Origin of the sequence: Psychromarinibacter sediminicola (assembly GCF_029168335.1) — a bacterium.
GTDB classification, from domain to species: Bacteria; Pseudomonadota; Alphaproteobacteria; order Rhodobacterales; family Rhodobacteraceae; genus Psychromarinibacter; species Psychromarinibacter sediminicola.
In genome coordinates this window covers 16,396-39,012 of sequence record NZ_JARGYC010000039.1, presented here as the reverse complement: position 1 = coordinate 39,012, position 22,617 = coordinate 16,396, and the positions used below count along the sequence as shown (strand labels likewise).

22 protein-coding genes and 1 pseudogene are annotated in these 22,617 nt (G+C 68.9%); 11 read left to right on the top strand and 12 right to left on the bottom strand.

Features of this window, described 5'->3' with window-relative positions:
- Nucleotides 1-52 precede the first annotated feature (52 nt).
- From P1J78_RS14795 to P1J78_RS14760, 8 genes are all read right to left on the bottom strand, one after another.
- A complete protein-coding gene (locus P1J78_RS14795) occupies nucleotides 53-1,171 on the bottom strand; it encodes a type 2 periplasmic-binding domain-containing protein (protein ID WP_275568150.1) in 1,119 nt (372 codons plus the stop codon).
- Nucleotides 1,172-1,323: 152 nt separating this feature from the next.
- Nucleotides 1,324-2,553, bottom strand: coding sequence for a multidrug effflux MFS transporter (locus P1J78_RS14790; protein ID WP_275568149.1), 1,230 nt, complete (start codon nucleotides 2,551-2,553; stop codon nucleotides 1,324-1,326).
- On the bottom strand, nucleotides 2,550-2,966 hold the full coding sequence (locus P1J78_RS14785) for a Rieske (2Fe-2S) protein (protein WP_275568148.1): 417 nt from the start codon (nucleotides 2,964-2,966) through the stop codon (nucleotides 2,550-2,552). Before P1J78_RS14785 ends, P1J78_RS14790 begins: the two co-directional genes overlap by 4 nt.
- Entirely contained in the window at nucleotides 2,963-4,063 is a 1,101-nt protein-coding gene (locus P1J78_RS14780) for an amidohydrolase family protein (RefSeq protein ID WP_275568147.1), read from the bottom strand. The genes P1J78_RS14785 and P1J78_RS14780 overlap by 4 nt, the downstream gene beginning before the upstream one ends.
- Nucleotides 4,060-5,133 carry an amidohydrolase family protein gene (locus P1J78_RS14775; protein WP_275568146.1) on the bottom strand — a complete coding sequence of 358 codons (1,074 nt, stop codon included), beginning with the start codon at nucleotides 5,131-5,133 and terminating at the stop codon, nucleotides 4,060-4,062. Before P1J78_RS14775 ends, P1J78_RS14780 begins: the two co-directional genes overlap by 4 nt.
- Before the next feature lie 209 nt (nucleotides 5,134-5,342).
- Entirely contained in the window at nucleotides 5,343-5,726 is a 384-nt protein-coding gene (locus P1J78_RS14770) for a VOC family protein (RefSeq protein ID WP_275568145.1), read from the bottom strand.
- Between the two features lie 152 nt (nucleotides 5,727-5,878).
- Nucleotides 5,879-6,781: a LysR family transcriptional regulator gene (locus tag P1J78_RS14765; protein WP_275568144.1), complete on the bottom strand. Its 903-nt coding sequence runs from the start codon at nucleotides 6,779-6,781 to the stop codon at nucleotides 5,879-5,881.
- 167 nt (nucleotides 6,782-6,948) lie between these two features.
- Nucleotides 6,949-7,254, bottom strand: a complete 306-nt coding sequence (locus tag P1J78_RS14760) for a DUF2218 domain-containing protein (protein ID WP_275568143.1) — start codon at nucleotides 7,252-7,254, stop codon at nucleotides 6,949-6,951.
- 280 nt (nucleotides 7,255-7,534) lie between these two features.
- Here P1J78_RS14760 and P1J78_RS25445 point away from each other — a divergent pair.
- From P1J78_RS25445 to P1J78_RS14750, 3 genes and pseudogenes are all read left to right on the top strand, one after another.
- A pseudogene (locus P1J78_RS25445) lies at nucleotides 7,535-7,597 on the top strand (hypothetical protein); the annotation flags it as partial.
- Entirely contained in the window at nucleotides 7,580-8,146 is a 567-nt protein-coding gene (locus P1J78_RS14755; RefSeq protein ID WP_275568142.1) for a TetR/AcrR family transcriptional regulator, read from the top strand. The pseudogene P1J78_RS25445 and the gene P1J78_RS14755, both read left to right, overlap by 18 nt.
- A gap of 389 nt (nucleotides 8,147-8,535) precedes the next feature.
- A complete protein-coding gene (locus P1J78_RS14750) occupies nucleotides 8,536-9,126 on the top strand; it encodes a TetR/AcrR family transcriptional regulator (protein ID WP_275568141.1) in 591 nt (196 codons plus the stop codon).
- Between the two features lie 75 nt (nucleotides 9,127-9,201).
- Here P1J78_RS14750 and P1J78_RS14745 read toward each other — a convergent pair whose 3' ends face one another.
- A complete protein-coding gene (locus P1J78_RS14745; RefSeq protein ID WP_275568140.1) occupies nucleotides 9,202-10,104 on the bottom strand; it encodes a LysR family transcriptional regulator in 903 nt (300 codons plus the stop codon).
- A gap of 122 nt (nucleotides 10,105-10,226) precedes the next feature.
- On the opposite strand from P1J78_RS14745, the gene P1J78_RS14740 reads away from it, so the two are divergent.
- From P1J78_RS14740 to P1J78_RS14725, 4 genes are all read left to right on the top strand, one after another.
- Nucleotides 10,227-11,225, top strand: coding sequence for a TAXI family TRAP transporter solute-binding subunit (locus tag P1J78_RS14740; RefSeq protein ID WP_275568139.1), 999 nt, complete (start codon nucleotides 10,227-10,229; stop codon nucleotides 11,223-11,225).
- A gap of 13 nt (nucleotides 11,226-11,238) precedes the next feature.
- The gene (locus P1J78_RS14735; protein WP_275568138.1) at nucleotides 11,239-13,116 is read left to right on the top strand and encodes a TRAP transporter permease; all 1,878 of its coding nucleotides are present in this window, start codon (nucleotides 11,239-11,241) and stop codon (nucleotides 13,114-13,116) included.
- Nucleotides 13,116-14,183: an amidohydrolase family protein gene (locus tag P1J78_RS14730; RefSeq protein WP_275568137.1), complete on the top strand. Its 1,068-nt coding sequence runs from the start codon at nucleotides 13,116-13,118 to the stop codon at nucleotides 14,181-14,183. Before P1J78_RS14735 ends, P1J78_RS14730 begins: the two co-directional genes overlap by 1 nt.
- A 164-nt stretch (nucleotides 14,184-14,347) precedes the next feature.
- Nucleotides 14,348-15,727, top strand: coding sequence for a TonB-dependent receptor plug domain-containing protein (locus P1J78_RS14725; protein WP_275568136.1), 1,380 nt, complete (start codon nucleotides 14,348-14,350; stop codon nucleotides 15,725-15,727).
- A 6-nt stretch (nucleotides 15,728-15,733) separates the two neighbouring features.
- Here P1J78_RS14725 and P1J78_RS14720 read toward each other — a convergent pair whose 3' ends face one another.
- Together P1J78_RS14720 and uraH are read right to left on the bottom strand one after the other, a co-directional pair.
- A complete protein-coding gene (locus P1J78_RS14720) occupies nucleotides 15,734-16,957 on the bottom strand; it encodes a urate hydroxylase PuuD (protein WP_275568135.1) in 1,224 nt (407 codons plus the stop codon).
- Between the two features lie 42 nt (nucleotides 16,958-16,999).
- Nucleotides 17,000-17,350 carry a hydroxyisourate hydrolase gene (gene uraH, locus P1J78_RS14715; RefSeq protein ID WP_275568134.1) on the bottom strand — a complete coding sequence of 117 codons (351 nt, stop codon included), beginning with the start codon at nucleotides 17,348-17,350 and terminating at the stop codon, nucleotides 17,000-17,002.
- Nucleotides 17,351-17,515: 165 nt separating this feature from the next.
- Here uraH and puuE point away from each other — a divergent pair, with 165 nt between their 5' ends.
- From puuE to P1J78_RS14695, 4 genes are all read left to right on the top strand, one after another.
- Nucleotides 17,516-18,931 carry an allantoinase PuuE gene (puuE, locus tag P1J78_RS14710; RefSeq protein ID WP_275568133.1) on the top strand — a complete coding sequence of 472 codons (1,416 nt, stop codon included), beginning with the start codon at nucleotides 17,516-17,518 and terminating at the stop codon, nucleotides 18,929-18,931.
- Entirely contained in the window at nucleotides 18,928-19,749 is an 822-nt protein-coding gene (locus P1J78_RS14705) for a bifunctional allantoicase/(S)-ureidoglycine aminohydrolase (protein ID WP_275568132.1), read from the top strand. Before puuE ends, P1J78_RS14705 begins: the two co-directional genes overlap by 4 nt.
- Nucleotides 19,746-20,231, top strand: a complete 486-nt coding sequence (locus P1J78_RS14700) for an ureidoglycolate lyase (RefSeq protein WP_275568131.1) — start codon at nucleotides 19,746-19,748, stop codon at nucleotides 20,229-20,231. The genes P1J78_RS14705 and P1J78_RS14700 overlap by 4 nt, the downstream gene beginning before the upstream one ends.
- A gap of 163 nt (nucleotides 20,232-20,394) precedes the next feature.
- Nucleotides 20,395-21,315, top strand: a complete 921-nt coding sequence (locus P1J78_RS14695) for a PHP domain-containing protein (protein WP_275568130.1) — start codon at nucleotides 20,395-20,397, stop codon at nucleotides 21,313-21,315.
- A 423-nt stretch (nucleotides 21,316-21,738) separates the two neighbouring features.
- On the opposite strand, the gene P1J78_RS14690 is transcribed toward P1J78_RS14695, so the two are convergent.
- Nucleotides 21,739-22,515: an ATP-binding cassette domain-containing protein gene (locus P1J78_RS14690; protein WP_275568129.1), complete on the bottom strand. Its 777-nt coding sequence runs from the start codon at nucleotides 22,513-22,515 to the stop codon at nucleotides 21,739-21,741.
- Between the last annotated feature and the right edge of the window lie 102 nt (nucleotides 22,516-22,617).

Here is a 22,617-nt window from a genome sequence, read left to right as displayed (position 1 = left end):
CGGGCGGTTCCCGGCCCCGGGCGCCGCCGCCTGCCGTTGTCCGATCCGTGTGTCAGAGCGCCTCGGGATCGACCTTGCTGTAGATCTCGTCCCACAATAGCCGCACGAAGGTCTCGCGGTCGCGGCCTTCCTCGTCCAGCAGGGTCTTCCAGCGGTCGTAGGAGGCAAGGTAGAAGTCGAGGATCTCCTCGGGGTTCTCGACGCCGGCGGCTTTCGCCTCCTCGATGACCCGGTCGCGCTGGCGGCGGTCGTGCTCTTCCATGATCGCCTGGAACTCGGCGCTGTCCGGGGTGATCTTCAGCCCGTCGGCGACGGCCGCCTCGACGATCCTGGCATCGTTGGCCAGCTGCGCGTCGTAGGAGGCCGAGGCGACCAGCTCCGGCGCAAGCTCGATATGCGCGGCGCGGACCTCCGGGCTCATGCCGTTCCAGATGTCGCGGTTGAGAAACATCAGAAGCGGCGGACCGCCGGTGCCCATCGGGCTGTCGACCACGGTCTCGACCACGTCCTGATAGCCGTAGCTCTTCAGCCAGGACACCGCGCCCAGCACGCAATCCAGCGTGCCGCGCTCCAGCGCCGTGGTCGCCTCGCCCGGCGACATCGACACCGGCGTCGCGCCCGCGATCTCGGAAATCGACACGCCGCCGCCGGAGGAGCGGACCTTTAGCCCCTTCAGGTCGTCCACGCTCTGCACATCCGTCGCGCACATGAAGACGTAGGGCGTGGTCGCGTAGCCCGCGAAGCCCACCGCGTTCAGGTCGCGGTATTCCTCGCGGCATTCGGGACAGCCGAACAGCACCGCCTCGTTCATCGCCGCCGCCGCGGCCAGCGTGTCCTTGCCCAGAAGCGAGTTGGAAAAGATCGTGTTCGTCGCCGCCATCAGCCGCGGCTGGTAGGGCGCGATGGCGATCCCGCCGTCGACCAGCCCGTTGCCCACCGCCTCGGGCGTGCCGGGGCCGGAGGCGAGCTGCGCGCCGGGCACCAGCTTCCACTCGGCTTCGCCGTCGGTGGCCTCGGCCAGCTTCTCGAAGAACGGGCCCAGCGCCATCACGTTGGCGGTGTGATTGGTGCCGAACCAGGAACTGTAGATGTATTCCTCGGCCGCGGCGGTCTGCGCCCCGGCCAGCGCCGTCGTGGCGGCGAGTGTTGCTGCGGTCAGCCGAACGCTCATCGGACTGTCTCCTCCCTGTTGGCGTGGCCCCGGATCGCCGCCGGGGCTCCTTGCTTGTCGCGGGTGCCCGGGCCGGTCGCCAAATCGGGCATCTTGCGTGAATCAAATGTAGACGGGGCCGGCCTATGCCGGGAACGGCACAAAGCGCGTCTTTAACTTTCGCGATTCGCGTAAGGTGGCAGGGCCGGCAGCCGCCGGAGCCACAGCGCCACAGCCAGCCCGACAAGGGCACAGCCCAGCTGGATCGTCAGCAGCGTCTCCACCCCGCGGACCGGCCCCACCGACGCCCCGGCCAGCGCCGACAGCCCCGCGCCGGCCCCAATCGTGATCGCCCCGCCCAGCCCGCTGGCCGTGCCGGCGAGGTCCGGCCTGACCGACAGCGACCCCGCCGTCGCGTTGGGCATGGTCATGCCATAGCCGACGCCCATCACCACCGTCAGCCCGAAGAAGCTCGCCGCGCTTCCCAGCCCGGCCATAAACAGCCCCAGCGACAGGGCCACCGCCCCGGTGGTCGTCGCCGTTCCCAGAAGCACCATCGCCCGCACGCCCCGCGCGCGCGACAGCCGGCCCGACAGGAAACTGCCGGTGAAATACCCCACCGAGGTCGCGCCGAACAGCATCCCCAGCGCCTCCGGCGACAGGCGGAAGATCTCGGCCCCGATGAACGGCGCCGCGCCGAGATAGGCAAAGAACGTCCCCGCCGCCGCCACGGTCGCGATCACGAAGCCCCAGTACCGCCCCGACGTCAGCAACGCCGGATACTGCCGCAACTGCGCGCCGAACCGCGCGAAGCCGCACGGCCGCGACTCGCCCACATCGGCGAGGATCAGCGCCACGCCGCCCGCGCCCAGCGCCGCCATCAGCCAGAAACAGCCGCGCCAGCCGACCGCGTGGTCGATCCAGCCGCCCAGCATCGGGCTGAGCATCGGCACCACCGCCATGCCCATGGTGACATAGCCGATCCGCGCCGCGGCCTCCTCCTCGCCATGGCTGTCGCGCACCATGGCGCGGGCCAGCACGATGCCCGAATGCACCGTCGCCTGGCACATGCGGCAGACCAGGAACACCGCGATGCTCGGCGCCAGCGCACAGGCCACGCTGGCCAGCGCATAGATGCCGTAGGCGGCCAGCATCACCCGCCGCCGCCCGAACCGGTCCGCCAGCGGGCCCAGCACGATCTGGCTCAGCGCCGAGAATCCCAGATACAGCCCCACCGACAGCTGGATCACGCCATAGCGCGTGCCCAGATCCTCGGCCATCCGCGCCAGCGACGGCAGGAAGATGTTCATCGCCATCGCCGCGATGCCGGTCAGCACGATCAGCGAGAAGGTCGTCGGCGGCGTCGCCCGGTCCAGGAATGCCGGCCCGGCGACCCGGCTCACGGCAGCTCCACCACCACGTAGTCGCCCTCCACCGTCACCGGGATCGTCTCGGCCACATAGGGGCCCTTCACCAGCTCGTCGCCCGCCACGTTCTCGGCCGCGAAAGCGCGCGTCCGGGTCGATTTCGGGTCCGACCAGCTCTGCCCGGTCTTCAGGTCGTATTCCCAGCCGTGCCACGGACAGCGCAGCATCTCGTCGCGCCGGCAGATCCGGTAGTCCCCCGGCCCGCTGCTCTCGACCTGATGCGCCAGTCGCCCGCCCGACAGTGCCGCGCCGCCATGCGGGCAGCGGTCGAGCAGGGCGAAGAACGCGCCGTCCACCCGCACCAGGGCAATGGCCTTGCCGCCGGCCTCCACCCGCCGGATCTCGCGATCCGCGAAATCCGACGCCTCTGCCACCACATGCCTGGTCATGCGTGACCGTAGAGCGCCCGGGCGTTGCCGCCGAACACCGCCGCCCGCCGCTCGGGGTCGAGCGGGAACTTGAAGATGAAATTCGGGTTGTCGTAGTCCCAGTGCGGATAGTCGCTGGAATACAGGATCCGGTCCCAGCCGATCCAGTCGATCACCTCCTCGACATGGCGGCCGTTCTTCGGCTCCTCCATCGGCTGCGTCGCCCACCAGAAATGGCGTTTCATGTACTCCGACGGCTTCATCTTCAGATGCGGCACTTCCTTACGGAACGTGTCGAAATGCCGGTCCATGCGCCAGCCCAGCGCCGGCGCCCAGGAAAAGCCGCCCTCGATGATCGCCACCTTCAGCCTCGGGAACGCCTCCAGCACGCCCTCGATCACCAGCGAGGTCACCAGCGCCTGCGAGCCGGGCACGAAGGTGTAATGCTCCTGGAAATAGAAGCTGGGCCAGCCGCCACCGGTCGACGGCTTGCCGCTGGAATACCCCGCCGGGTGCAGCCCCACCGGCAGGCCCGCCGCCTCGGCCGCGCGGTAGATCGGCCAGTACTTGCGCGCCCCGATGGTCTCGTTCGGCCGGGTCGACATGATGACCTGCACGAAGCGCGGATCGTCCGCGTGCCGCTCGATCTCCGCGACCGCCTTTTCGGGCACGTCCTGCGGCACGACGATGCCGCCGCGCAGCCGCGGCTCCGGCTCCAGCCACTCCGCCAGCTGCCAGTCGTTCACCGCCCGCGCCATTGCCGCCGACAGCTCGGGGTTGCGCTCTTCCATGCCGCCGCGGCCCAGCGCGATCAGGTGGCCGATCTCGATCCCCAGCGGGTCGAGGTGCTGTTCGCGCATCAACTCCAGGCTCGACCCCGCCGGCCCGTCCTCGGGCTTGGCATCCACCCGCATGCCGCCGTCGCTCATCCGCGGATAGGCCAGCTGCCCCACCAGCGCCTGGCGGATATGGGTGCCGAAGCTCTCCAGATGGTCGACCCAACGCCGTTCCAGATAGGGATACAGCGCCCCGGCCGTCCGCTGCGCCGGGTGGATGTCGCAGTCGACCAGCCGCAGCCGCGTGTTTTCGCCGCTCTCGGGGCGCAGTTGCGTGTTCATGCCGGTTCCTCCTCTGTCCGTAGCCGCTCCGGCACGGCCGGGTCGGTCGCGAGCCGCGGATACGCGCGCAGCGCGTTGCCGGCGAACAGGCCCGGCCGCGCGTCGTCGGGAAAGCCCTCGGGCACCGGGTCGCCGTCGAACTGCCGGTGCGGAAAATCGGTGGAGAACAGCAGCATACCCGTCCCCCCGATATGGCGCAGCACCTGCTCCAGCGCGGCCGGCCCCGGCGCATCCACCGGCTGCAGCCCGAAGAACACCCGCCCGTCCATGATCTGCGACGGCGGCCGGTCCAGCCACGGCACCTCCTGCCGCACCCCGCGCCAGGTCTTGTCGATTCGCCACAGCGTCGTCGGCAGCCAGGAGAACCCGCTTTCCTGGAACACCACGCGCAGCGACGGGAACTTGTGGAACACGCCCTCGCCCAGCAGGCCCACCAGGATGTTCTCGAACCCGCTCGACTGCAGCACGTAATCCTCGAACTGATAGGACGGCCAGCCCGAGACGGCGGGCGGCAGGCGATACAGGCTGCCGGCGTGGAAGGCCACCGCCAGCCCGTGCCGCGCCGCCGCCTCGTAGACCGGCCAGTGAAAGCGCGCGCCGTGCGGAACCTCCTGCATCGCCAGCAGCGTCACCTGCACGAACCGCCGGTCGCCGGCCAGCCGCTCGATCTCTTCGACCGCCGCCGCCGGGTCCTCGCCCGAGACCAGGATCGCGCCCCTGAGCCGCGGCTCGGCCTCAAGCCAGACCGCCGCCAGGTGGTCGTTGACCGCCCGCAGCAGCGCCGCGCGCATGTCGGGATTGTGCAGCGCCACGACCCCGTGCAGCATCGACGCGACGGCCAGCGACAGGTCGAACCGGTCCAGCGCGCCGGACACGGTCAGATCGTCATAGGCCGGGTTCCGCGTCAGCGGCGCGTTCGGCGGGTAGGAGGACAGGCGGAACGGCATCCTGTGCATCGCCCGGTCGGTGATCTGCCGGGTCCAGTACTCGTCCAGATAGGGCAACAGCTCGGTCACCGCCGCCTGCGGCAGGTGAAAGTCACAGTCGATCCGGAACGGGGCGTCCGTCATGGGAAGGGTCCGTCATTGTTCGCGTTTGGAAACGTAACAAGCCGGAATCGCCCCGAGAACATCGCAAACCGCGAAAGGTCCTGCGCCGGAACTTGCCGGAAACCCGCGCGGACGGCCGCCGCGACGCAACAGGATTTTCCAGAAAATCCTGCCCAACACGATCTTCCAGAAGATCGTGCCCTCCAGATTTTTCTAGAAAAATCTGCCGCCTAGCCTTCCAGCGCCTGGCCGATGTCGATCCGGTTGCCGTCCAGGTCGGCAAAGACGAAGGCCCGAAGGCCATAGCCCTTGTCCTGCAGGCGCTTGATGATCCGGAGGTTGCGTTCGACACAGCGCCGGTGGACGTCGTCGACGTCGGACACGAGCAGATGTGCCACGTTGAACCGCTCAGGCTTGTGGTCCTTCTGCAAGGTCAGGTGGAGCTCGGCGGCGTCCTTCTTCAGGATCATGAAACCGACAGGATCCCCGTTGGTGAAGACCTTCTCCAACCCGAACAGGGCGCTGTACATTAGACAGGACGCCTCGATGTCCCGGACCCCGAGGGTCGGGGCGAAACGGCCCAGGCGAAGGAATGCGGATTTTTCACAGGTCACGGCGTGTCCTCGTGTGGCAGGGGACGACTTGAACCGGGCCGGTCGGTGCCGGGCGGTCGGTTGCAATGTCGCGGGACAGGGCGGTGCCTGAGTGGGACCCTACACCAACGATCCGTCGGTGCAACCGCGATCGAGAAGCCCGCCGCGCCCCGTCACGCCTCCAGCCACGGTGCCGGGTCCAGCTCGCGCCGCATATGCTCGACAAAGGCGATCACCTCCGGCCGGTGCGTCTTGTGGCTGGGGACCAGCGCCTTGAACCACAGCTCCGACACCGGGTAGTCGGGCATCAGCTCCACCAGCCGCCCCTCGGCCAGCGCCGCCCGCGCCAGGAACAGCGGCACCATCGCCAGGCCCAGCCCGTCCACCGCCGCGTCCAGCAGCACGCGGCTGTCGTTCACCGAATACCGCGCCCGGATATCCACCGCGACCGGCCCCGACGGCCCCTCGAAGGTCCAGGTGTGCCCGACCAGCACGAAGGCCAGGCAGTCGTGCCGCGAGATCTCGCCGGGCACCTGCGGCGCCGGGTGCCGCTCCAGATAGGAGGGCGCGGCCACCAGTACCCGCGGATAGGGGCAGAACGCCGTCTCCTTCACCCCGCCGAAGCTTTGCGGCAGCGCGCCCATCGAGATGTCGAAGCCGTCCTCCAGCGGGTTCACCGGCCGGTCCAGCAGGTGCAGCTCGACCGTCATCGCCGGGTTGCGGTGCTGGAATCGATGCACCGCGGGCCCCACGAACTGCGCGCCCACGGTGGTCGGCGTGCGGATTCGCAGCGACCCGCGCAGCTCGGTGCCGCTCAGGGCGCGGTTCGTCAGCGTGTCCTCCAGCTCGGCCACGATGCGCTGCAATTCGGGCTGCAGCCGCTCGCCCTCGGGCGTCAGAACCAGCGCCCGGGTGGAGCGCTTGAACAGCCGCTCGCCGATCTCGGCCTCCAGCCGCCCGACACGCTTCGACACGACCGACGGCGTCGTTCCGATCTCGCGCGCGGCGGCCGAGAAGCCCCCGGTCCGGGCGCTGATCAGAAAGGCGTTGATGTCGATGAGAATCGGGTTCGGCATGGGCTGGGTCCGCCTGTGACATCGGGCGAACCGGGGCCGGGCCGACGGTGCGGACCGATCGTCTGGAACGGTCCAACCCGCCACCCGGCGCGCCCCGGTGCGCAACTGGCGTCACATTAGGCGCGCCCTGCGACCAGCCGCAAGTCTTTCCTGCAACCCTCTGATCTTTATAAGGAAACCGGTCCAGACCAGTCCATCTGCTTGAATTCCTCGCGGAAAGCGAAACGTTCCAAATGGCTGTCGATGATGGTGCGCGCCCGCGCCAGGCTCTCGTCGTCGTCGGCCTGCACCTCCACCACCAGTTCCGACTCGGTGGCCTGCATCCGCGCCGGCCCGACCGGCAACGCCACCTCGCCCGACTGCGCGTCATAGGTGACGTCGCGCTTATGCGCGAAATGCTTGCACAGCTGCTGCAGATAGCGGCTCGCCTTCGCGGTGGGGAACACGCCCCGATCCATCAATGTCTCGTTCATCTCGGCCTGTCCTGCGGTTTCTGAGTCGCGAAAGCCTGACAAATTCTATCGGTTATGTCCATCCGGTTTTCGAGACCCCGCGGATCCGGCGCCCGGTGGGCCGCGCCCGGAGACCGTCCTGTAGACATGGCAATCATTGAATTCGACCCCCACCGCCCTATCCTAACGCCGGTAAGGAGCGCTGATGTCCGATCGCAACCTGTCCCTCTTTCGGGCACGCGGTGATCGTGCGACCCGAGCCGTGGCACGCCCCCTCGATCCGGGCGGCGCGCGGGGGGCCATGCCGCAGGATAGACCCGCCGGACGCCGACGCCTCCGGTCGCGGATGGTGCGCGAGCGGGCGCTCGCCGAGGCGATGGCCCTGCTCGATGAGGGCCCGCAGGCGCTCACGCTCTCGGCCGTCGCCCGCGGCATCGGCCTCAGCACGCCGGCGCTCTACACGCATTTCGTCAACCGCGACGCGCTGCTGGAAGAGGTGCGGCAGACCGCCCTCGACCGGATGCAGACCGAACGACAGCCGCCGGACGCCGCGGTCTGCCCCGCCGAGGCCCTCCACGACGAGGCGCACAGCTTCATCGCGTTCGCCCGCCAGAACCCGGCGCTCTACCGCATCGTCTTCGCCCCGTCCCACCCGACGGCGGATAACGGCGCCTGCCTGCGCGACGGCGCGCTGACCCCGCTGACGCAGGCGGTCGACCGCGCCCAGGCGGCCGGCTTCGCCCCGGGCCAGGACGCCGAGGCCGTCGCGGCGCTGATCTGGGTGACGCTGCACGGCGCCATCATGCTGGCGCTCGACGGCACGCTGCCCGGGGCCGAGGACGCGCGCTGGGACATGGCGGAGCGGTCGCTGTCGCTCCTGCTGTCCCGGCTCGAAACGCCCGCCGCAACCTGAAACGCGACCTGAAGCGCCCCGCACCGGCCCCGCACCGGCCCCGCCCCGGCCCCGGCGGCCGTGGCATCGGCAAAAACCTGCACATCGTTTTCAGCTTTTCCGCCAACGCCATTTACTTCCGCCGGTCCGAGGCTAGGTCCCCCGATTGACGCAACGGGCGGCACGCGCCGTCCGAACAGCGGCGAAACGCCAGAATCCGGGCCGCACGGCCAACGTCTTTCTTCGCTTAATTCGTTGACTTTGCAGCCTGAATGCAACTTTACCTTAAAGGGTATCGGAAAGGTGTGCTATTGCCTAAAGTGGAGCGCATCGAAGTGAAACCGAAGGACGCAGATACGGGAAATCTGGCGGTCGCAGTATTTGCAGCCTGATGCGAACAGGAGGCTGACATGGCGAGGCCGAGGAAAGAAGACGCCATAGACATTCGCGGGCGGGCGGTGAGCGAGGCCATCGCGCTGATGCAGGAAGGCGACGACTCTCTTTCGTTGTCGGTCCTCGCCAAGCGTATCGGATGCAGCGCGCCGGCGCTCTACGCGCATTTCGCCAACAAGGACGACCTGCTCGAAAAGGTGCGCGAACAGGTGTTCGAAGACCTCGTGTCCGACCGGATGCGGACCCCCGGCGCACGGGTCGGCTCGCCCGCCGACACGCTGCGCAGCGACGGGCGCGAATTCGTCGCCTTCGCGCGCGAGAACCCGGCGCTCTATCGCCTGGTCTTCGCGCCACAGCACGCGGTGAACGGCTCGCAGGTGCAGATCGACGCCGCCGCCGTGCAGCCCCTGGCCCACGGCGTCCGCGCCGCGCAGGACAAGGGCGCCGCCGCCGGCAAGCCGACCGAGACCGTCGCCCAGGCGATCTGGTGCGCGGTCCACGGCGCGATCATGATGGCGCTCGACCGCCAGTTCCCCGGCCCCGAGGAGAACCGGTGGGCGCGGGTCGAGGACGCGCTCGACACGGTGATCGACATGGTCCTCGACTAAGGCCGGCCGCACGCAGGCGGGGTCCGGTCGTCACGCGCCTCGCGCGACTGCAACCGAACGCGCCGCCGCCCGCCGTCACGGCTGCCCCTGCTCCTCCATCAGCATGTCGACGAAGCTCCGGCTCGACGGCGACAGCGAGCGTCCGCGCCGGGTGACGATCCCGATCGGCCGCGTCCGGACCGGCCCGGTCAGCGGCACCGACACCAGATCGCCGCCGATGAACGCCCGCGTCAGCCGCTGCGGCAGGATCGACAGCCCGATCCCCGCCGAGGCCATCCAGAACGCGCTCCCCAGAAACCCGATCTCGGCGCCCAGCGTCGGTCGGATCCCCTGTTGCAGCAGCGTCTCCTCCACGATCGTCCGCACCCCGTAATCGCGCCGCGACAGCAACAGCGGCACGTCGCGCAGCTCCGCCCAGGCCACCGCCGTGCGGCCGCCGAACGCATGATCCGCCGGGCAGATCAGGCACAGCGGGTCGTCGTGCAGCAGCGACCAGTCGAACTCGCCCCGGTCCGGCGGCGGCATCCCCACGCCGAACTCCGCCCGCTCCTGCCTTATGTTCGGCAAGAACTGGTTCGGCGCGCAATCGTCCAGCACCAGCCCGATGGCCGGATACGCCGCCCGGAACCGCTCGACCGTGCGCGGCAGGAAGGCCTGCGCCGTCGCCGGCGTCGCCGTCAGCCGCACCTGCCCGCGCCGCAACTCGCGCAGCTCGCCCATCGTCAGCGACAGCGCGTCCAGGTCGCCCAGGATGCGCTCGATCACCCCGATCGCCTCTTCCGTCGCCGCCGTAGGCACCAAGGACCGCGTGGTCCGGTCGAACAGCGCGAGGCCCAGCGCCCCTTCCGCCTGCCGAATCAGCACGCTGACCGCCGACTGGGTGATGAACAGCTGCTCGGCCGCGGCCGAGACCTTCCCCGTCCGGTAGACGGCGGCGATGGCGTAAAGCTGTTTCAGGGTCAGGCGCGACAGCTGCATGGCGCCATTCATAAAGTCATTTCATGAATGTCTCAAAAGTTTTCGTTTCCTTTATGTGCATCCGGAATTCATACTTTCCCAATGGGCGGCCATTCCAACGCGCCGCCGAAAGGGAGGACATGATGTTCAAGACAGTCCGGTACGCCGCGCTCGCCGCGGCGGCTTTTCTCACGGCCACCGGTGCGCAGGCACAGGGCCGCGTCACCATCGGCACCAACCCGCAGGGGTCGCTCTACTACACCGTCGGCGGCGGCATCGCGGCCGCGCTGCAAGAGGCGCTGCAGCGCCAGGTCACGGTCCAGCCCTATGCCGGCTCCACCGTCTACCTGCCGCTGGTCGCGGCGGGCGAGGTCACCGTCGGCATCAATTCCAGCCTCGACACCGGCGCCGTCTCTCGCGGCGACTACGAGGGGACGGAACCGCAGCCCGACCTGCGCATGCTCGCCCGGCTCTGGCCGCTGCGCGTGGCGCTGGTGACCCGGGCCAATGACGGCATGACCGAGGTCGCCGACCTCGAAGGCAAGCGCGTCGTCACCGAGTTCGCGGCGCTGAAATCGGTCAGCATCGTGAACCAGACGATCCTGCGCGCCGGCGGCCTGGAGGTCGACGACGTCGAGGGCGTCACCGTCTCCAGCCTCGCCCCCGGCATGGACGCGCTGACCGAGGGCAACCTCGACGCCACCGGCATCGCCGTGGGCATCCCGCTGACCGCGCAGGCGCATGCCTCGATCCCCGGCGGCATCCGCTATCTCGACATCACCGGCGAGAACGCGACGACGGAATACGTCAACTCGATCTATCCCGGCACCTACATGCTGGAGATCCAGCCGACCGAACGGATGCCCGAGGTGACGGAACCCTTCACCACCATCGGCTACGACGTGTTCATGACCGTCTCGGCCGACCTGCCGGACGAGCAGGTGACCGAGATCCTGACGGCGCTCTACGAGGCCTTCCCGCAGCTGCGCGAGGACTATCCGCCGATCCGGGGCGGCAGCCGCGACGACTTCGCCAAGCCGACCAACACGGTCCCGTTCCACCCGGCCGCCAAGGCGTTCTTCGAGGAGAAGGGCATGTGGACCGAGGCGAACGAGGAGCGCGACATGGCGGTGGCCGAGTAAGGCGCAGCCGCCCGTGACCAGCCCGATGATCCGCGCGGTCCTTTACGGGATCCTTCCGGCGCTGGGCATCCTCTGGATGCTCGACGCGCCGCAATGGATCGACTGGGTCGTCATCACCGAACAGTACCTGGTGGTGATCCTCGGGCTCGCGCTGCTCGCGGGGCTGGTCACCGAACCCCTGCCCGGGCGCCTGGTCGTCATCGACTGGGCGCTCGGCCTGGCCGCGCTCGCCGCCTGGCTCTGGATGGCCTGGAACTACGAGGCGTGGCTTCTGGACCCGCTGGGCCGCGGACCCGAGAAATGGGTTCCCGCCGTCATCGCCATCGCCGTGTCGCTGGAGGCGACGCGCCGCCACTGCGGCAAGGTGCTGGCGATGCTCGGCGCGGTCTTCCTGGCCTACGGCTTCTTCGGCTGGCTGGGCCCCGGCATCTTCGAAGGCGCCTACATGGCGCCGAACCGCTTCCTGCTCTACATCTACACCGACACCAACGGCATCCCGGGGCTGGTGCTGAAGGTCGGCGCCACGCAGATCCTGGGCTTCATCGTCTTTGGCGCCACGCTGAACGCCGTGGGCGGCAGCGCGATCCTGACCAACCTCGCCATGGCCACCATGGGCCACCGCCGCGGCGGGCCGGCGAAGGTCGCGATCATCGCCTCGTCGCTGTTCGGCACGCTGTCGGGCTCGACCGTGGCGAACGTGATGTCCACCGGCGTCGTCACCATCCCGATGATGAAGAAGACCGGCTTCCCGCCGCGCTATGCCGGCGCCATCGAGGCCGTCGCCTCCAACGGCGGCCAGATCGCGCCGCCGGTGATGGGCGCCACCGCCTTCGTCATCGCCGAGTTCCTGCAGGTCGCCTATACGGATGTCGTCGCCGCCGCGCTGCTGCCGGCCGTGTTCTACTATTACCTGCTCTACCGCCAGGTCGACCGTTTCGCAGCGGCCCAGGGCATCGAGGGCGTCGCCCGCGAGGATCTGCCCTCGCTGCGCCTGAGCCTCCTGCAAAGCTGGCCGCTCCTGGCGCCGCTGGGGGTGCTGATCTGGTTTCTGTTCTACCTGGGCTATTCCCCCGGCAAGGCGGCGCTCTATTCCGCCGGCGCCGCCTATGCGCTGCACGTGGTGCGCGAGCCCGGCGACGCGCTGCGGGCCATCCCGCGGCTGCTGAAGGCGTCGGGCGCCACGCTGATCCCGATCCTGCTGGTCTGCGCCATCGCCGGGATCGTGATCGGCACGATCAACACCACCGGCCTCGGCTTTGCGCTGACCCTCGCCCTCGGCAAGATCGCCGAGCTGGGCGGCATCGTGGCTCTTCTGGCCGCAACGGCCATCATCGCCATCATCCTCGGCGTCGGCATGCCCACCACCGGGGTCTACGTGATCGTCTCGGTCCTGCTGGCCCCGGCGCTGGTGCGGCAGGGCATCGACCAGATGTCGGCGCATCTGTTCATCTTCTACTTCGGGCTCCTGTCGATGCTGACCCCGCCCGTGGCGGTCGCCAGCTACTCCGCCGCCTCGATCGCGGAATCGGACATGTGGAAAACCGGCGTGACCGGCGTGAAGCTCGCCATCGTCGCCTACCTCCTGCCCTTCGTCTTCGCGCTGAACCCGGCGCTTCTGATGAACGGCACCTGGCTGGAGATCAGCGTGTCCTGCCTGACCATCCTGGTGTCGGGCTATCTGCTCGCCGAGTTCCTCGCCACCCGCCGCGCCTTCGGCGGCGGGGCGATGCGCTGGCTGGGGCTGGCCGTGGCGCTGGTCGTCGGCGGCAGCACCGCCGTCCTGCCGCCGGCCTCGCTGCCCGTCATCGCGCTGGCGCTCGCCGCGATTCCCGCCGCCCTGCTTCTGTCGCGCCTCGGCGCGCCCGCCCTCGCACCCAAGGAGACCACCTGATGGCCGAAAGATACCCGCCCTTCCCGCCGCGCAACCCGAACCCGCCCTACAAGCGGATCGCGACCGAGGAGGCGTGGCTGCCGCCGGACATCATGGACCTCTACGTGCGCGAGATCGCCGAGAAGACCATCGACGACCCGGGCTTCAACCAGCTCTGGGGCTTCTTCGCCGGCGACAGCGACCTGGCCAAGACCCAGCGGCGCCGGATGGTCGACCTCGACGCGGAACGGCTGAAGGACATGGACGACAGCGGCATCGACATCTCGATCCTGTCGCTCTGCTCGCCCGGGGTGCAGATCTTCGACCCCGCCACCGGCTCCTCCCTCGCCGCCTCGGCCAACGACCAGCTGGCAGAGGGCATCGCCCGCCACCCCGACCGCTACGCCGGCCTCGCCGCCTTCTCGCCGCTCGACCCGGACGCGGCGGCGAAGGAGCTGGAGCGCGGCGTGACCAAGCTGGGCCTGAAGGGCGGCATCCTGAACGGCCACGTGCTGGGCACCTACCTGGACGACGAGAAATACTGGGCCGTGTTCGAGGCGGCCGAGGCGCTGGACGTGCCGATCTACCTGCACCCCAACATGCCCAGCCCGCAGATGATCGAGCCGTTCCTGACCCGCGCGCTGGACGCGGCGATCTACGGCTTCGCCTGCGACACCGGGCTGCACGCGCTGCGCCTGATGATCGCCGGGCTGTTCGACCGCTTCCCCAAGCTGCAGATCATCCTCGGCCATTGCGGCGAGGCGCTGCCCTACTGGCTCTATCGCATCGACTTCATGCACACCCGCATCGCCTCGACCGGCCGGCACCCCAACGTGAAGCCGCTGAAGCGGCAGGCCTGGGACTACCTGGTCGACAACTTCCACTACACCTCCTCCGGCGTGGGCTGGGAGCCGCCGATCCGCTACGTGATGGACGTCGTGGGCACCGACCGGATGATGTACGCCATGGACTACCCGTGGCAGTTCGTCCCCGGCGAGGTCGGCGCGCTGGACGCGATGGCGATCACCGACGACGCCAAGAAGGCGTTCTTCGAGGACAACGCGCGGCGGCTGTTCAAGCTCGACTGACACCGTTGCGCTTCGGCAACTTACCCTGCGTAAATGCTGCCCCCGCCTCTCCCCGCTTGGCCCTCTCGCCGGGGCGGGGATAATCGGCAACAGGCTTCGGGGGCCGTCCCGTGCATCGCCGGCGGGCGTCGGGGCGGCCCGGCACCAACGGGGAGGGGGACAGCATGCGCAATCCGGTTTTATCTCTGACACTGACGGCCACGCTGGCCGGCGCGGCCCTGATCGGGTCGGAGGCGCAGGGCCGCGACTTCACCCATTGCAAGCGCAGCCTGCAGCTGGACGGCGCCAGCCCGGTCTCGGTGGTCACCTCCGAACAGATTGCCGCGGCGCCGGCGCTGGACCGCCTGCCCGGCCTGAACGTCCCCGGCTTGGCCACGACCACGCAGGACGGAAGCGGCCAGATCAACCTGCGCGGCCTCGGCCAGAACAACACGCTCGTCCTGCTCAACGGAAGACGGGTCGGGACGGGCTATTCCTTCGAAAACGCGCCGATCCCCCAATCCGCGATCGAACGTATCGAGGTTCTGAGCGACGGCGCGGCCGCGATCTACGGCTCGGATGCCGTGGCCGGCGTAGTCAACATCATCACGACCGGATCCTACGAGCGCACCGGCCTCGCCACGGAGAACGGCGGTTTTCTGGTGAATCCGGCCACCGGCTTCGATGTCAGCCTCAACGGCTTCGGCATCGGCGCGGAGTATTCGCTCTGCTTCGGACAGGACCGCGTCCTGCCCTACAAGCTGACTTTCGGCCTGCTGACCTACGAGCTGGACGGCACCGACACGATCCGCAACGAAACCTATCTGGAGGGCCTGGGCGCCACCGGAATCGGCGGCATCCCCGGGTTCTACATCAATTCGCCGACCGACCTGGTGCTGGGCGAGATCGACGTCGAGCGGTCGGGCATCGAGTTCGACATCCGCCTGGACGCGCCGCTGACCTTCGGGGTCTATGGCGGCGGCGGGCTGGGCTCGTTCGGCACCACGGCACCGCGGCCGACGATCGGCGTGACCGGCTTCGTCGGCGGCGTCCGGTTCGGCATTCTGGACCAGAACGAAACGACCAACTACTTCGCGGACACGCCCGCCTTCGGCGTCAACAGCGACTGGCAGACGCGGTACGACACCGACTTCGACGGAACCTTCGGCGGCATCTATGGCGGCTTCGAACACCGCCGGGCCTTCGAGGGCGTGAACGATTCGATCACCACGTTCAGCCTGTCCGGCATCGCCGGGCTGGATTACTACTGTTTCAACGTCCGGGAGCAGATCCTCGCGACCGGTCTCGGCGGCGCGCTGAACTACGCCAACACGGAAGACCACGAATTCGACGACACCCAATTCCGGCTTGGCCTGCGCACCGGGCTGGACTGGCAGTACCGCAACCTGAACATCGGCGCCGGGCTGAGCGTGGACTGGGGCAAGTATCCCCGGATCGACCGCTTCCTGCCCGATTCCGATGCCGTGGGCGCGCTGGACCCGGTGTATTCCCTGGACGGCGGGCTCAGCTATGAGCTGAGCCTGAAGGCCACCTACCGGTTCTGACGGCCGCTACCGCGTGGCGCCTTCGTACCAGGCCACGATGGCGGCGCGCTCCTCGGGCTCCATCCAGGAGACGTTGGCGGGCGGCATCGCGTGGGTGCGGCCCGACTGGATATAGATCTGCCGCGCGGCGCGGGCGATCTGCGCCTCGGTCTCCAGCCGCAGGCCCTTGGGCGGCCAGAGGATGCCGTCATAGAACGGCTCGGCCGCGTGGCACATGGAACAGCGGCCCATGACGATGTCGTGGACATCCGCGAAACCGGGGGCCTCGGCGAAGCGTAGCGCGGCGCCGTCCAGCTCCACCTCCTCGCGCGCCTCCCCGGGATACATCGGCACCGAGGACAGCCAGGCGATCACGATGAAGATCAGCGCGGTGAGCGCCCAGGTCCAGTGCGGGTTGCCCTTCCGCGCGTGGCGGGTGTTGAAGTAGTGCCGGATGGTGACGCCCGACAGGAACACCAGCGCGGCGATCACCCAGTTATAGGGCGTCGCGAAGGCCAGCGGGTAATGCGGCGCCAGCATCAGGAAGACGACCGGCAGCGTCAGGTAATTGTTGTGGGTCGAGCGCAGCTTGGCGATCTTGCCGTATTTCGGGTCGGGCTTGCGGCCGGCCTTCAGGTCGGCGACCACCACCTTCTGGTTCGGGATGATGATGAAGAACACGTTCGCCGTCATGATCGTCGCCGTGAAGGCGCCGAGATGCAGCATCATCGCCCGGCCGGTGAAGATCTGGGTATAGCCCCAGCCCATCGCCACCAGCAGCACGAACAGCAGCAGCATCAGCACCGTCGGCCGCTCGCCCAGCGGCGACTTGCAGAGGTAATCATAGACCAGCCAGCCGATGGTCAGCGACACGGCCGAGATCAGCACGCCCAGCCACAGCGCCATGTCGGTCTTTTCCGGGTCCACCAGGTACAGCTCCGCCCCCATCCAGTAGACCAGGATCAGCATCGCCGCGCCGGACAGCCAGGTCGAATAGCTCTCCCACTTGAACCAGGTCAGGTGCTCGGGCATCGCCTCGGGCGCCACCAGGTATTTCTGGATGTGGTAGAAGCCGCCGCCATGCACCTGCCATTCCTCGCCGTCGGCAAGGCCGAGGTCGCGGTCGCGGTGCAGGCCGAGGTCCAGCGCGATGAAGTAGAAGGACGAGCCGATCCAGGCGATGGCCGTGATCACATGGGTCCAGCGGACGAGGAACTCGACCCATTCCCAGATCACCGCGTAGTCGTACATCCGTCGCTCCCCTCTGCCGTGGCGCCGTCGCGCGCGCGCCTGTCAGCTGCCCCGATAGGTCGAATAGCCATAGGGCGACAGCAGCAGCGGCACGTGGTAATGCGCGTCCTCCGCCATGCCGAAGCGGATCGGCACCTGGTCGAGGAACAAGGGCTCCGCCCCCGCCCGCCCGGCGTTTCGCAGGTAGTCGCCGGCGTGGAAGACAAGCTCGTAGGTGCCCGTCTCGAACCCGTCCTCGGGCAGGATCGGGCTGTCGGTGCGGCCGTCGGCATTGGTGACCGTCTCGGCCAGCAGCGCGCGGCTTTCGCCCTCCAGCCGGTAGAGCAGGATCTTCAGCCCCGCCGCCGGCTGCCCCCGGGCGGTGTCCAGAACATGCGTGGTCAGAAAGCCCATCTTCGCCTCCGTCGCCTCTCCCGGGGCCAGATCCCGGGTTCTCTTGCCGCCAGCCTGCCCAATCCGCGAGCAGATGAACAGGTGCAAGACGCCGAAAACGCTTTCCATTTCCATGCGGCGCGGCGAACGCCTATGACTTGGGCGAACCCGGACAGGAGATCGCCCATGGCCCCGCGCTACCCCAGGAACATGATCGGCTACGGCGCCGCCCCGCCGCAGGCGGACTGGCCCGGCGGCGCGCGGATCGCCGTGCAGTTCGTGCTGAACTACGAGGAGGGCGGCGAGAACAACATCCTGCACGGCGATGCCGCCTCCGAGGCGTTCCTGTCGGATATTGCGGGCGCGGCGCAATGGCCGGGGCAGCGGCACTGGAACATGGAGTCGATCTACGAATACGGCGCGCGGGCCGGGTTCTGGCGGCTGCATCGGCTGTTCACCGGGATGGGCGTGCCGCTGACGATCTACGGCGTCGCCACGGCGCTAGCGCGCTCGCCCGAGCAAGTGAAGGCCATGAAGGACGCGGGCTGGGAGATCGCCAGCCACGGGCTGAAATGGGTCGAGCACAAGGACATGGGCGAGCGCGAGGAGCGCGACGCCATCGCCGAGGCCGTGCGGCTGCATACCGAGGTCGTGGGCGAGCGCCCGCTCGGCTGGTACACCGGGCGGTGCTCCGAGAACACGGTGCGGCTCGTGGCCGAGGAGGGCGGGTTCGCCTATGTCTCCGACACCTATGACGACGACCTGCCCTACTGGCTGGAGATCGGCGAGCACGACCAGCTGATCATCCCCTACACGCTGGAGGCCAACGACATGCGCTTCGCCGTCTCGCCCGGCTGGGTGACGGGCGAGGATTTCTACCAGTACCTGAAGGACGCCTTCGACACGCTCTATGCCGAGGGGGCCGAAAGCCCCAAGATGATGTCCGTCGGCCTGCATTGCCGGCTGATCGGCCGCCCCGGCAAGATCGCCGGGCTGAGACGGTTCCTCGACTATATCGCCGGGTTCGAGGGCGTCTGGACCCCGCGCCGCATCGACATCGCCCGGCACTGGGCCGAGACCCACCCGCCGCAGCGCTTCGAACGGCCCTCGCGGATGTCGCAGGACCGCTTCGTGGAGCTCTACGGCGGCATCTTCGAGCATTCGCCCTGGATCGCGGAACGCGCCTACAAGCTGGAGCTCGGCCCGGCGCACGACACCGCGGCGGGGCTGCACAACGCGCTCTGCCGCGCGTTCCGCAGCGCCTCGGACGACGCGCGGCTGGAGGTGCTGAACGCCCACCCAGACCTCGCCGGCAAACTGGCCGCCGCGAAACGGCTGACGGCGGACAGCACCGCCGAGCAGGCGAGCGCCGGGCTCGACGCGCTGACCGACGCGGAGCGCGAGACCTTTACGCGGCTCAACGACGCCTATACCTCCAAGCACGGATTCCCGTTCATCATCGCGGTGCGCGACCACGACAAGGCCGGGATCCTCGCCGCCTTCGAACGCCGGGTCGGGAACGACCGCGAGACAGAGTTCGCCGAGGCGTGCCGGCAGGTGGAGCGCATCGCGGAACTGCGACTGAAGGAGCTACTGGCGTGAGCTACGCCTTTCCGTCCGGCGGCCTGCCGGACCAGACAATGGATGCCGACGGCGCGGCGGTCTTTACCCCGGCCTACGCGGTGATGCCCGCCATCACCCATCGCGACATCGTCACCAGCTATTTCCCGACCTGGCAGAAGCACCGCGCCTGGATCTTCGCGCGGCCCATGACCGGCTTTGCCGAGACATTCGCGCAATACGCCGTGGAGCTGTTCCCCGGCGGCGGCAGCGCCGCGCCCGAGCCCGACCGCGAGGCGCAGGCGGTGCTGTTCGTCGCGAAAGGCCGCGCGCGTCTGTCGCTGGGAGCCGAGCGGCACGAGCTGGTGCCCGGCTCGTTCGTCTACCTGCCGGCGGGGGCGCCCTGGCAGATCTGGAACCCCCATGACGAGCCCTGCGGCTTTCACTGGATCCGCAAGCGCTTCGTCCCGGCCGAGGGCGTCTCGCTCCCCGAGCCGCTGATCACCCACGAAGCGGAGGTGCCCGTCGCGCCGATGCCGGATTGCGGCGAGGCCTGGGGCACGCAGCGGTTCCTGGACCCGCTGGACCTGGCCTACGACTTCCACGTCAACATCGTGACCTTCCGGCCCGGCGGGCGGATTCCCTTCGCCGAGACGCATGTGATGGAGCACGGGCTTTACGTGCTGCAGGGCACGGCGCGGTATCTCTTGAACCAGGACTGGGTCGAGGTCGGCCCGGGCGATTTCATCTGGCTGCGCGCCTTCTGCCCGCAGGCCTGCATCGCCACCGGCGACGCGCCGTTCCGCTACCTGCTCTACAAGGACGTGAACCGGCATCCGTCGCTGGGGCCGCTGACGTGATCCTGCGGACCGAGCCGCTGACGGCGGCGGCCTTCGCGTCGTTCGGCGACGTGCTGGAGGCGGCGGGCGACCCGGACAAGGTGATCAACCAGGGGCTTTGCGGGCGGTTCCACGACCTGGCGCGGCTGGATTTCGGACCCGGCGGGCGGGCCGGCCTCTCGGTGTTTCGCGCCGAGCTTCGGGCCCTGCCCTACCGGCTGGAGATGGTGGAGCGGCACCCGGACGGCAGCCAGGCCTTCGTGCCGATGGACCCCGAGCCGTTCCTGGTGATCGTGGCGCCGGATGCGGGCGGCGTGCCGGGGGCGCCGCGGGCGTTCCTGACGGCGCCGGGACAGGGGATAAATCTGCTTCGGAACACCTGGCACGGGGTGCTGACGCCGCTGGCGGGAAACGGGCTGTTCGCGGTGATCGACCGGATCGGCGAGACGCCGAACCTGGAGGAATACTGGTTCGCGGCACCCTATTCGGTGGAAGCCGGCTAGCCGCCGGCCAGGTCGCCGGCGGGGCGGCGAATGTTTCGCGCGCGAAACGTTTTGCGTTTTATAACAAAGCGTTAATCCACCGCGCGCCCGGCTCTGGCAGCCCCGTCACGAAGCTGTCAGACTGCGCGCGTATCAGGCACGGGACAGGCCGGGAGACAGCGACATGACCGATTTCTTCAGCACGCCGGGGCGGTTCTACCGCGGCAACCTGCACACCCATTCCACCCTGTCGGACGGGGCGCTGGAGCCCGCCGAGGTCTGCCGCCGCTATCGCGACGAGGGCTATGACTTTCTGTCGCTGACCGAGCATTTCCTGGGCCGCTTCGGCTTTCCCATCGCCGATACCAGCGCCTACCGGACCCCCGGCTTCACCACGATCCCGGGGGCGGAGCTGCATTCCGGCGCGCAGGCCAACGGCGAGCTGTGGCATATCCTGGCGGTCGGCCTGCCGGAGGACTTCGCGCCCGCGGCGACGCAGGAGTTCTCCGCCGCCGACGACCAGGAGACGGGGCCCGAGCTGGCCGCGCGGGCGGCCGGGGCCGGGGCCTATGTGTCCATTGCGCATCCGCAATGGTCGGGGCTGACGCTGGACGACGCCCGCTCGCTGGCGGCGGCGCATTCGGTCGAGGCCTATAACCACGGCTGCGCCATGGGCGCCGACCGGCCCGACGGGTTCCACGTGCTGGAGATGCTGCTGGCCGAGGGCCGGCGGCTGGACCTGATCGCCACCGACGACGCGCATTTCACCGAGCCGGACCATTTCGGCGGCTGGGTCATGGTGAAGGCGGCCGAGAACGACCCCGATGCGCTGATGGAGGCGCTGAAGGCGGGCACGTTCTATTCCAGCCAGGGGCCGGAATTGCACAACATCGTGCTGGAGGACGATGAGATCGTGGTGGAAAGCTCCGCGGTCGTGTCGATGATCGTGCAGGCGGCGGGGAATACGGCGAAGGCGGTGCACGGCCTGTCGATGACCCGGGCGCGGATGCCGCTGCACCCGTTCGCGGCGTCGCCGTGGATCCGCGTGACGGTGATCGACGCGGCGGGACGGCGGGCGTGGTCGAACCCGATCTGGATGGGGTGAGAGCGCTTGTCGGACGGTGCGCCTGGACCGCGGGCGGAACCGGGGGGCCAGCCCCCCGGACCCCCCGGCGTATTTTTAACGAGAAGAAGCAGCGGGGGGTAGCGACGGGACGGCGGGCGTGCTCGACCCCCGTCTAGATGGCGTCGCTCAGGCGGTCCGAACGGTGCCCCGCGCGGAACAAGGCCGAAGGCCGCCGCGCGAGCGCCGCCTCTCGGCGATTGCACAGCAATCGCCTGTCGGCAGGGTATTTCGCCAGCGAAATGCCCGAGAGACGCGCCCCAGAGCGGCGGCGCTTTGGTCGACGTTATCGCGGAGTTCCGAGGTCGCCCGGACTTGGCAGCCATTAAGTGCGCCGTTCGGAGGTCGGAGCGCCGCCGCGCGCGTCGGCCCTCGCGCGGCTCCTCGCTCCGCCTTCGCCGGGACTCAGGCCGCTTCCTTCTCCGGTTCCTTGGCGCCGGTCATGAAGGCGACGGCGTCGGACATCGCGTAGTCGCCCGGCTTGATGACCGTCAGGCGGCGGCCCAGGCGGTGGATGTGGATGCGGTCGGCGACCTCGAAGACATGCGGCATGTTGTGGCTGATCAGGATGATCGGGATGCCGCGCGCCTTGACGTCCTGGATCAGCTCCAGAACACGCCGCGATTCCTTCACCCCCAGCGCCGCCGTCGGCTCGTCGAGGATGATCACCTTCGACCCGAACGCCGCCGCGCGCGCCACCGCCACGCCCTGGCGCTGGCCGCCCGACAAAGTCTCGACCGGCTGGCGGATGTTCTGGATCGTCATCAGGCCCAGCTCCGACAGCTTCTGGCGCGCGAATTTCTCCATCGCCGGGCGGTCGAGCTTCTTGAACACCTTGCCCATGACGCCCGGCTTGCGCAGCTCGCGCCCCATGAACATGTTGTCCGCGATGGACAGCGCCGGCGACATCGCGAGCGTCTGGTAGACCGTCTCGATCCCCGCCGCGCGCGCCTCGATCGGCGACTGGAAAAGCACCTGCTGGCCGTCGAGGTAGATCTCGCCCTCCTCCGGCACCACGGCGCCGGAGATCGCCTTGATCAGGGTGGACTTGCCCGCCCCGTTATCGCCGATCACCGCGAGGATCTCGCCCGGGTAGAGCTCGAAGTCGCAGCGGTCGAGCGCGGTGACACGGCCGTAGCGCTTGACCAGCCCGCGGCCCTTGAGAATGGGTTCCGTCGTCATGCCGACACCTTTCCGATCAGGGTTCCGGCCGCGGGCAGCCCCGCAGCCTGCCGTTCCTTTGTGATGGGCGCCCGCCCGGCCGGCGCGCGGCCCGCCGGGAGG

Coding starts and splice junctions, on each gene's coding strand:
- P1J78_RS14745 (WP_275568140.1), bottom strand. CDS start 10,104: ATGCAGCTGTCGCGCCTGACCCTGAAACAGCTTTACGCCATCGCCGCC.
- P1J78_RS14780 (WP_275568147.1), bottom strand. CDS start 4,063: ATGAACACGCAACTGCGCCCCGAGAGCGGCGAAAACACGCGGCTGCGG.
- P1J78_RS14750 (WP_275568141.1), top strand. CDS start 8,536: ATGGCGAGGCCGAGGAAAGAAGACGCCATAGACATTCGCGGGCGGGCG.
- P1J78_RS14730 (WP_275568137.1), top strand. CDS start 13,116: ATGGCCGAAAGATACCCGCCCTTCCCGCCGCGCAACCCGAACCCGCCC.
- P1J78_RS14695 (WP_275568130.1), top strand. CDS start 20,395: ATGACCGATTTCTTCAGCACGCCGGGGCGGTTCTACCGCGGCAACCTG.
- P1J78_RS14765 (WP_275568144.1), bottom strand. CDS start 6,781: ATGCCGAACCCGATTCTCATCGACATCAACGCCTTTCTGATCAGCGCC.
- puuE (WP_275568133.1), top strand. CDS start 17,516: ATGGCCCCGCGCTACCCCAGGAACATGATCGGCTACGGCGCCGCCCCG.
- uraH (WP_275568134.1), bottom strand. CDS start 17,350: ATGGGCTTTCTGACCACGCATGTTCTGGACACCGCCCGGGGGCAGCCG.
- P1J78_RS14755 (WP_275568142.1), top strand. CDS start 7,580: ATGGTGCGCGAGCGGGCGCTCGCCGAGGCGATGGCCCTGCTCGATGAG.
- P1J78_RS14795 (WP_275568150.1), bottom strand. CDS start 1,171: ATGAGCGTTCGGCTGACCGCAGCAACACTCGCCGCCACGACGGCGCTG.
- P1J78_RS14690 (WP_275568129.1), bottom strand. CDS start 22,515: ATGACGACGGAACCCATTCTCAAGGGCCGCGGGCTGGTCAAGCGCTAC.
- P1J78_RS14725 (WP_275568136.1), top strand. CDS start 14,348: ATGCGCAATCCGGTTTTATCTCTGACACTGACGGCCACGCTGGCCGGC.
- P1J78_RS14720 (WP_275568135.1), bottom strand. CDS start 16,957: ATGTACGACTACGCGGTGATCTGGGAATGGGTCGAGTTCCTCGTCCGC.
- P1J78_RS14740 (WP_275568139.1), top strand. CDS start 10,227: ATGTTCAAGACAGTCCGGTACGCCGCGCTCGCCGCGGCGGCTTTTCTC.
- P1J78_RS14760 (WP_275568143.1), bottom strand. CDS start 7,254: ATGAACGAGACATTGATGGATCGGGGCGTGTTCCCCACCGCGAAGGCG.
- P1J78_RS14775 (WP_275568146.1), bottom strand. CDS start 5,133: ATGACGGACGCCCCGTTCCGGATCGACTGTGACTTTCACCTGCCGCAG.
- P1J78_RS14785 (WP_275568148.1), bottom strand. CDS start 2,966: ATGACCAGGCATGTGGTGGCAGAGGCGTCGGATTTCGCGGATCGCGAG.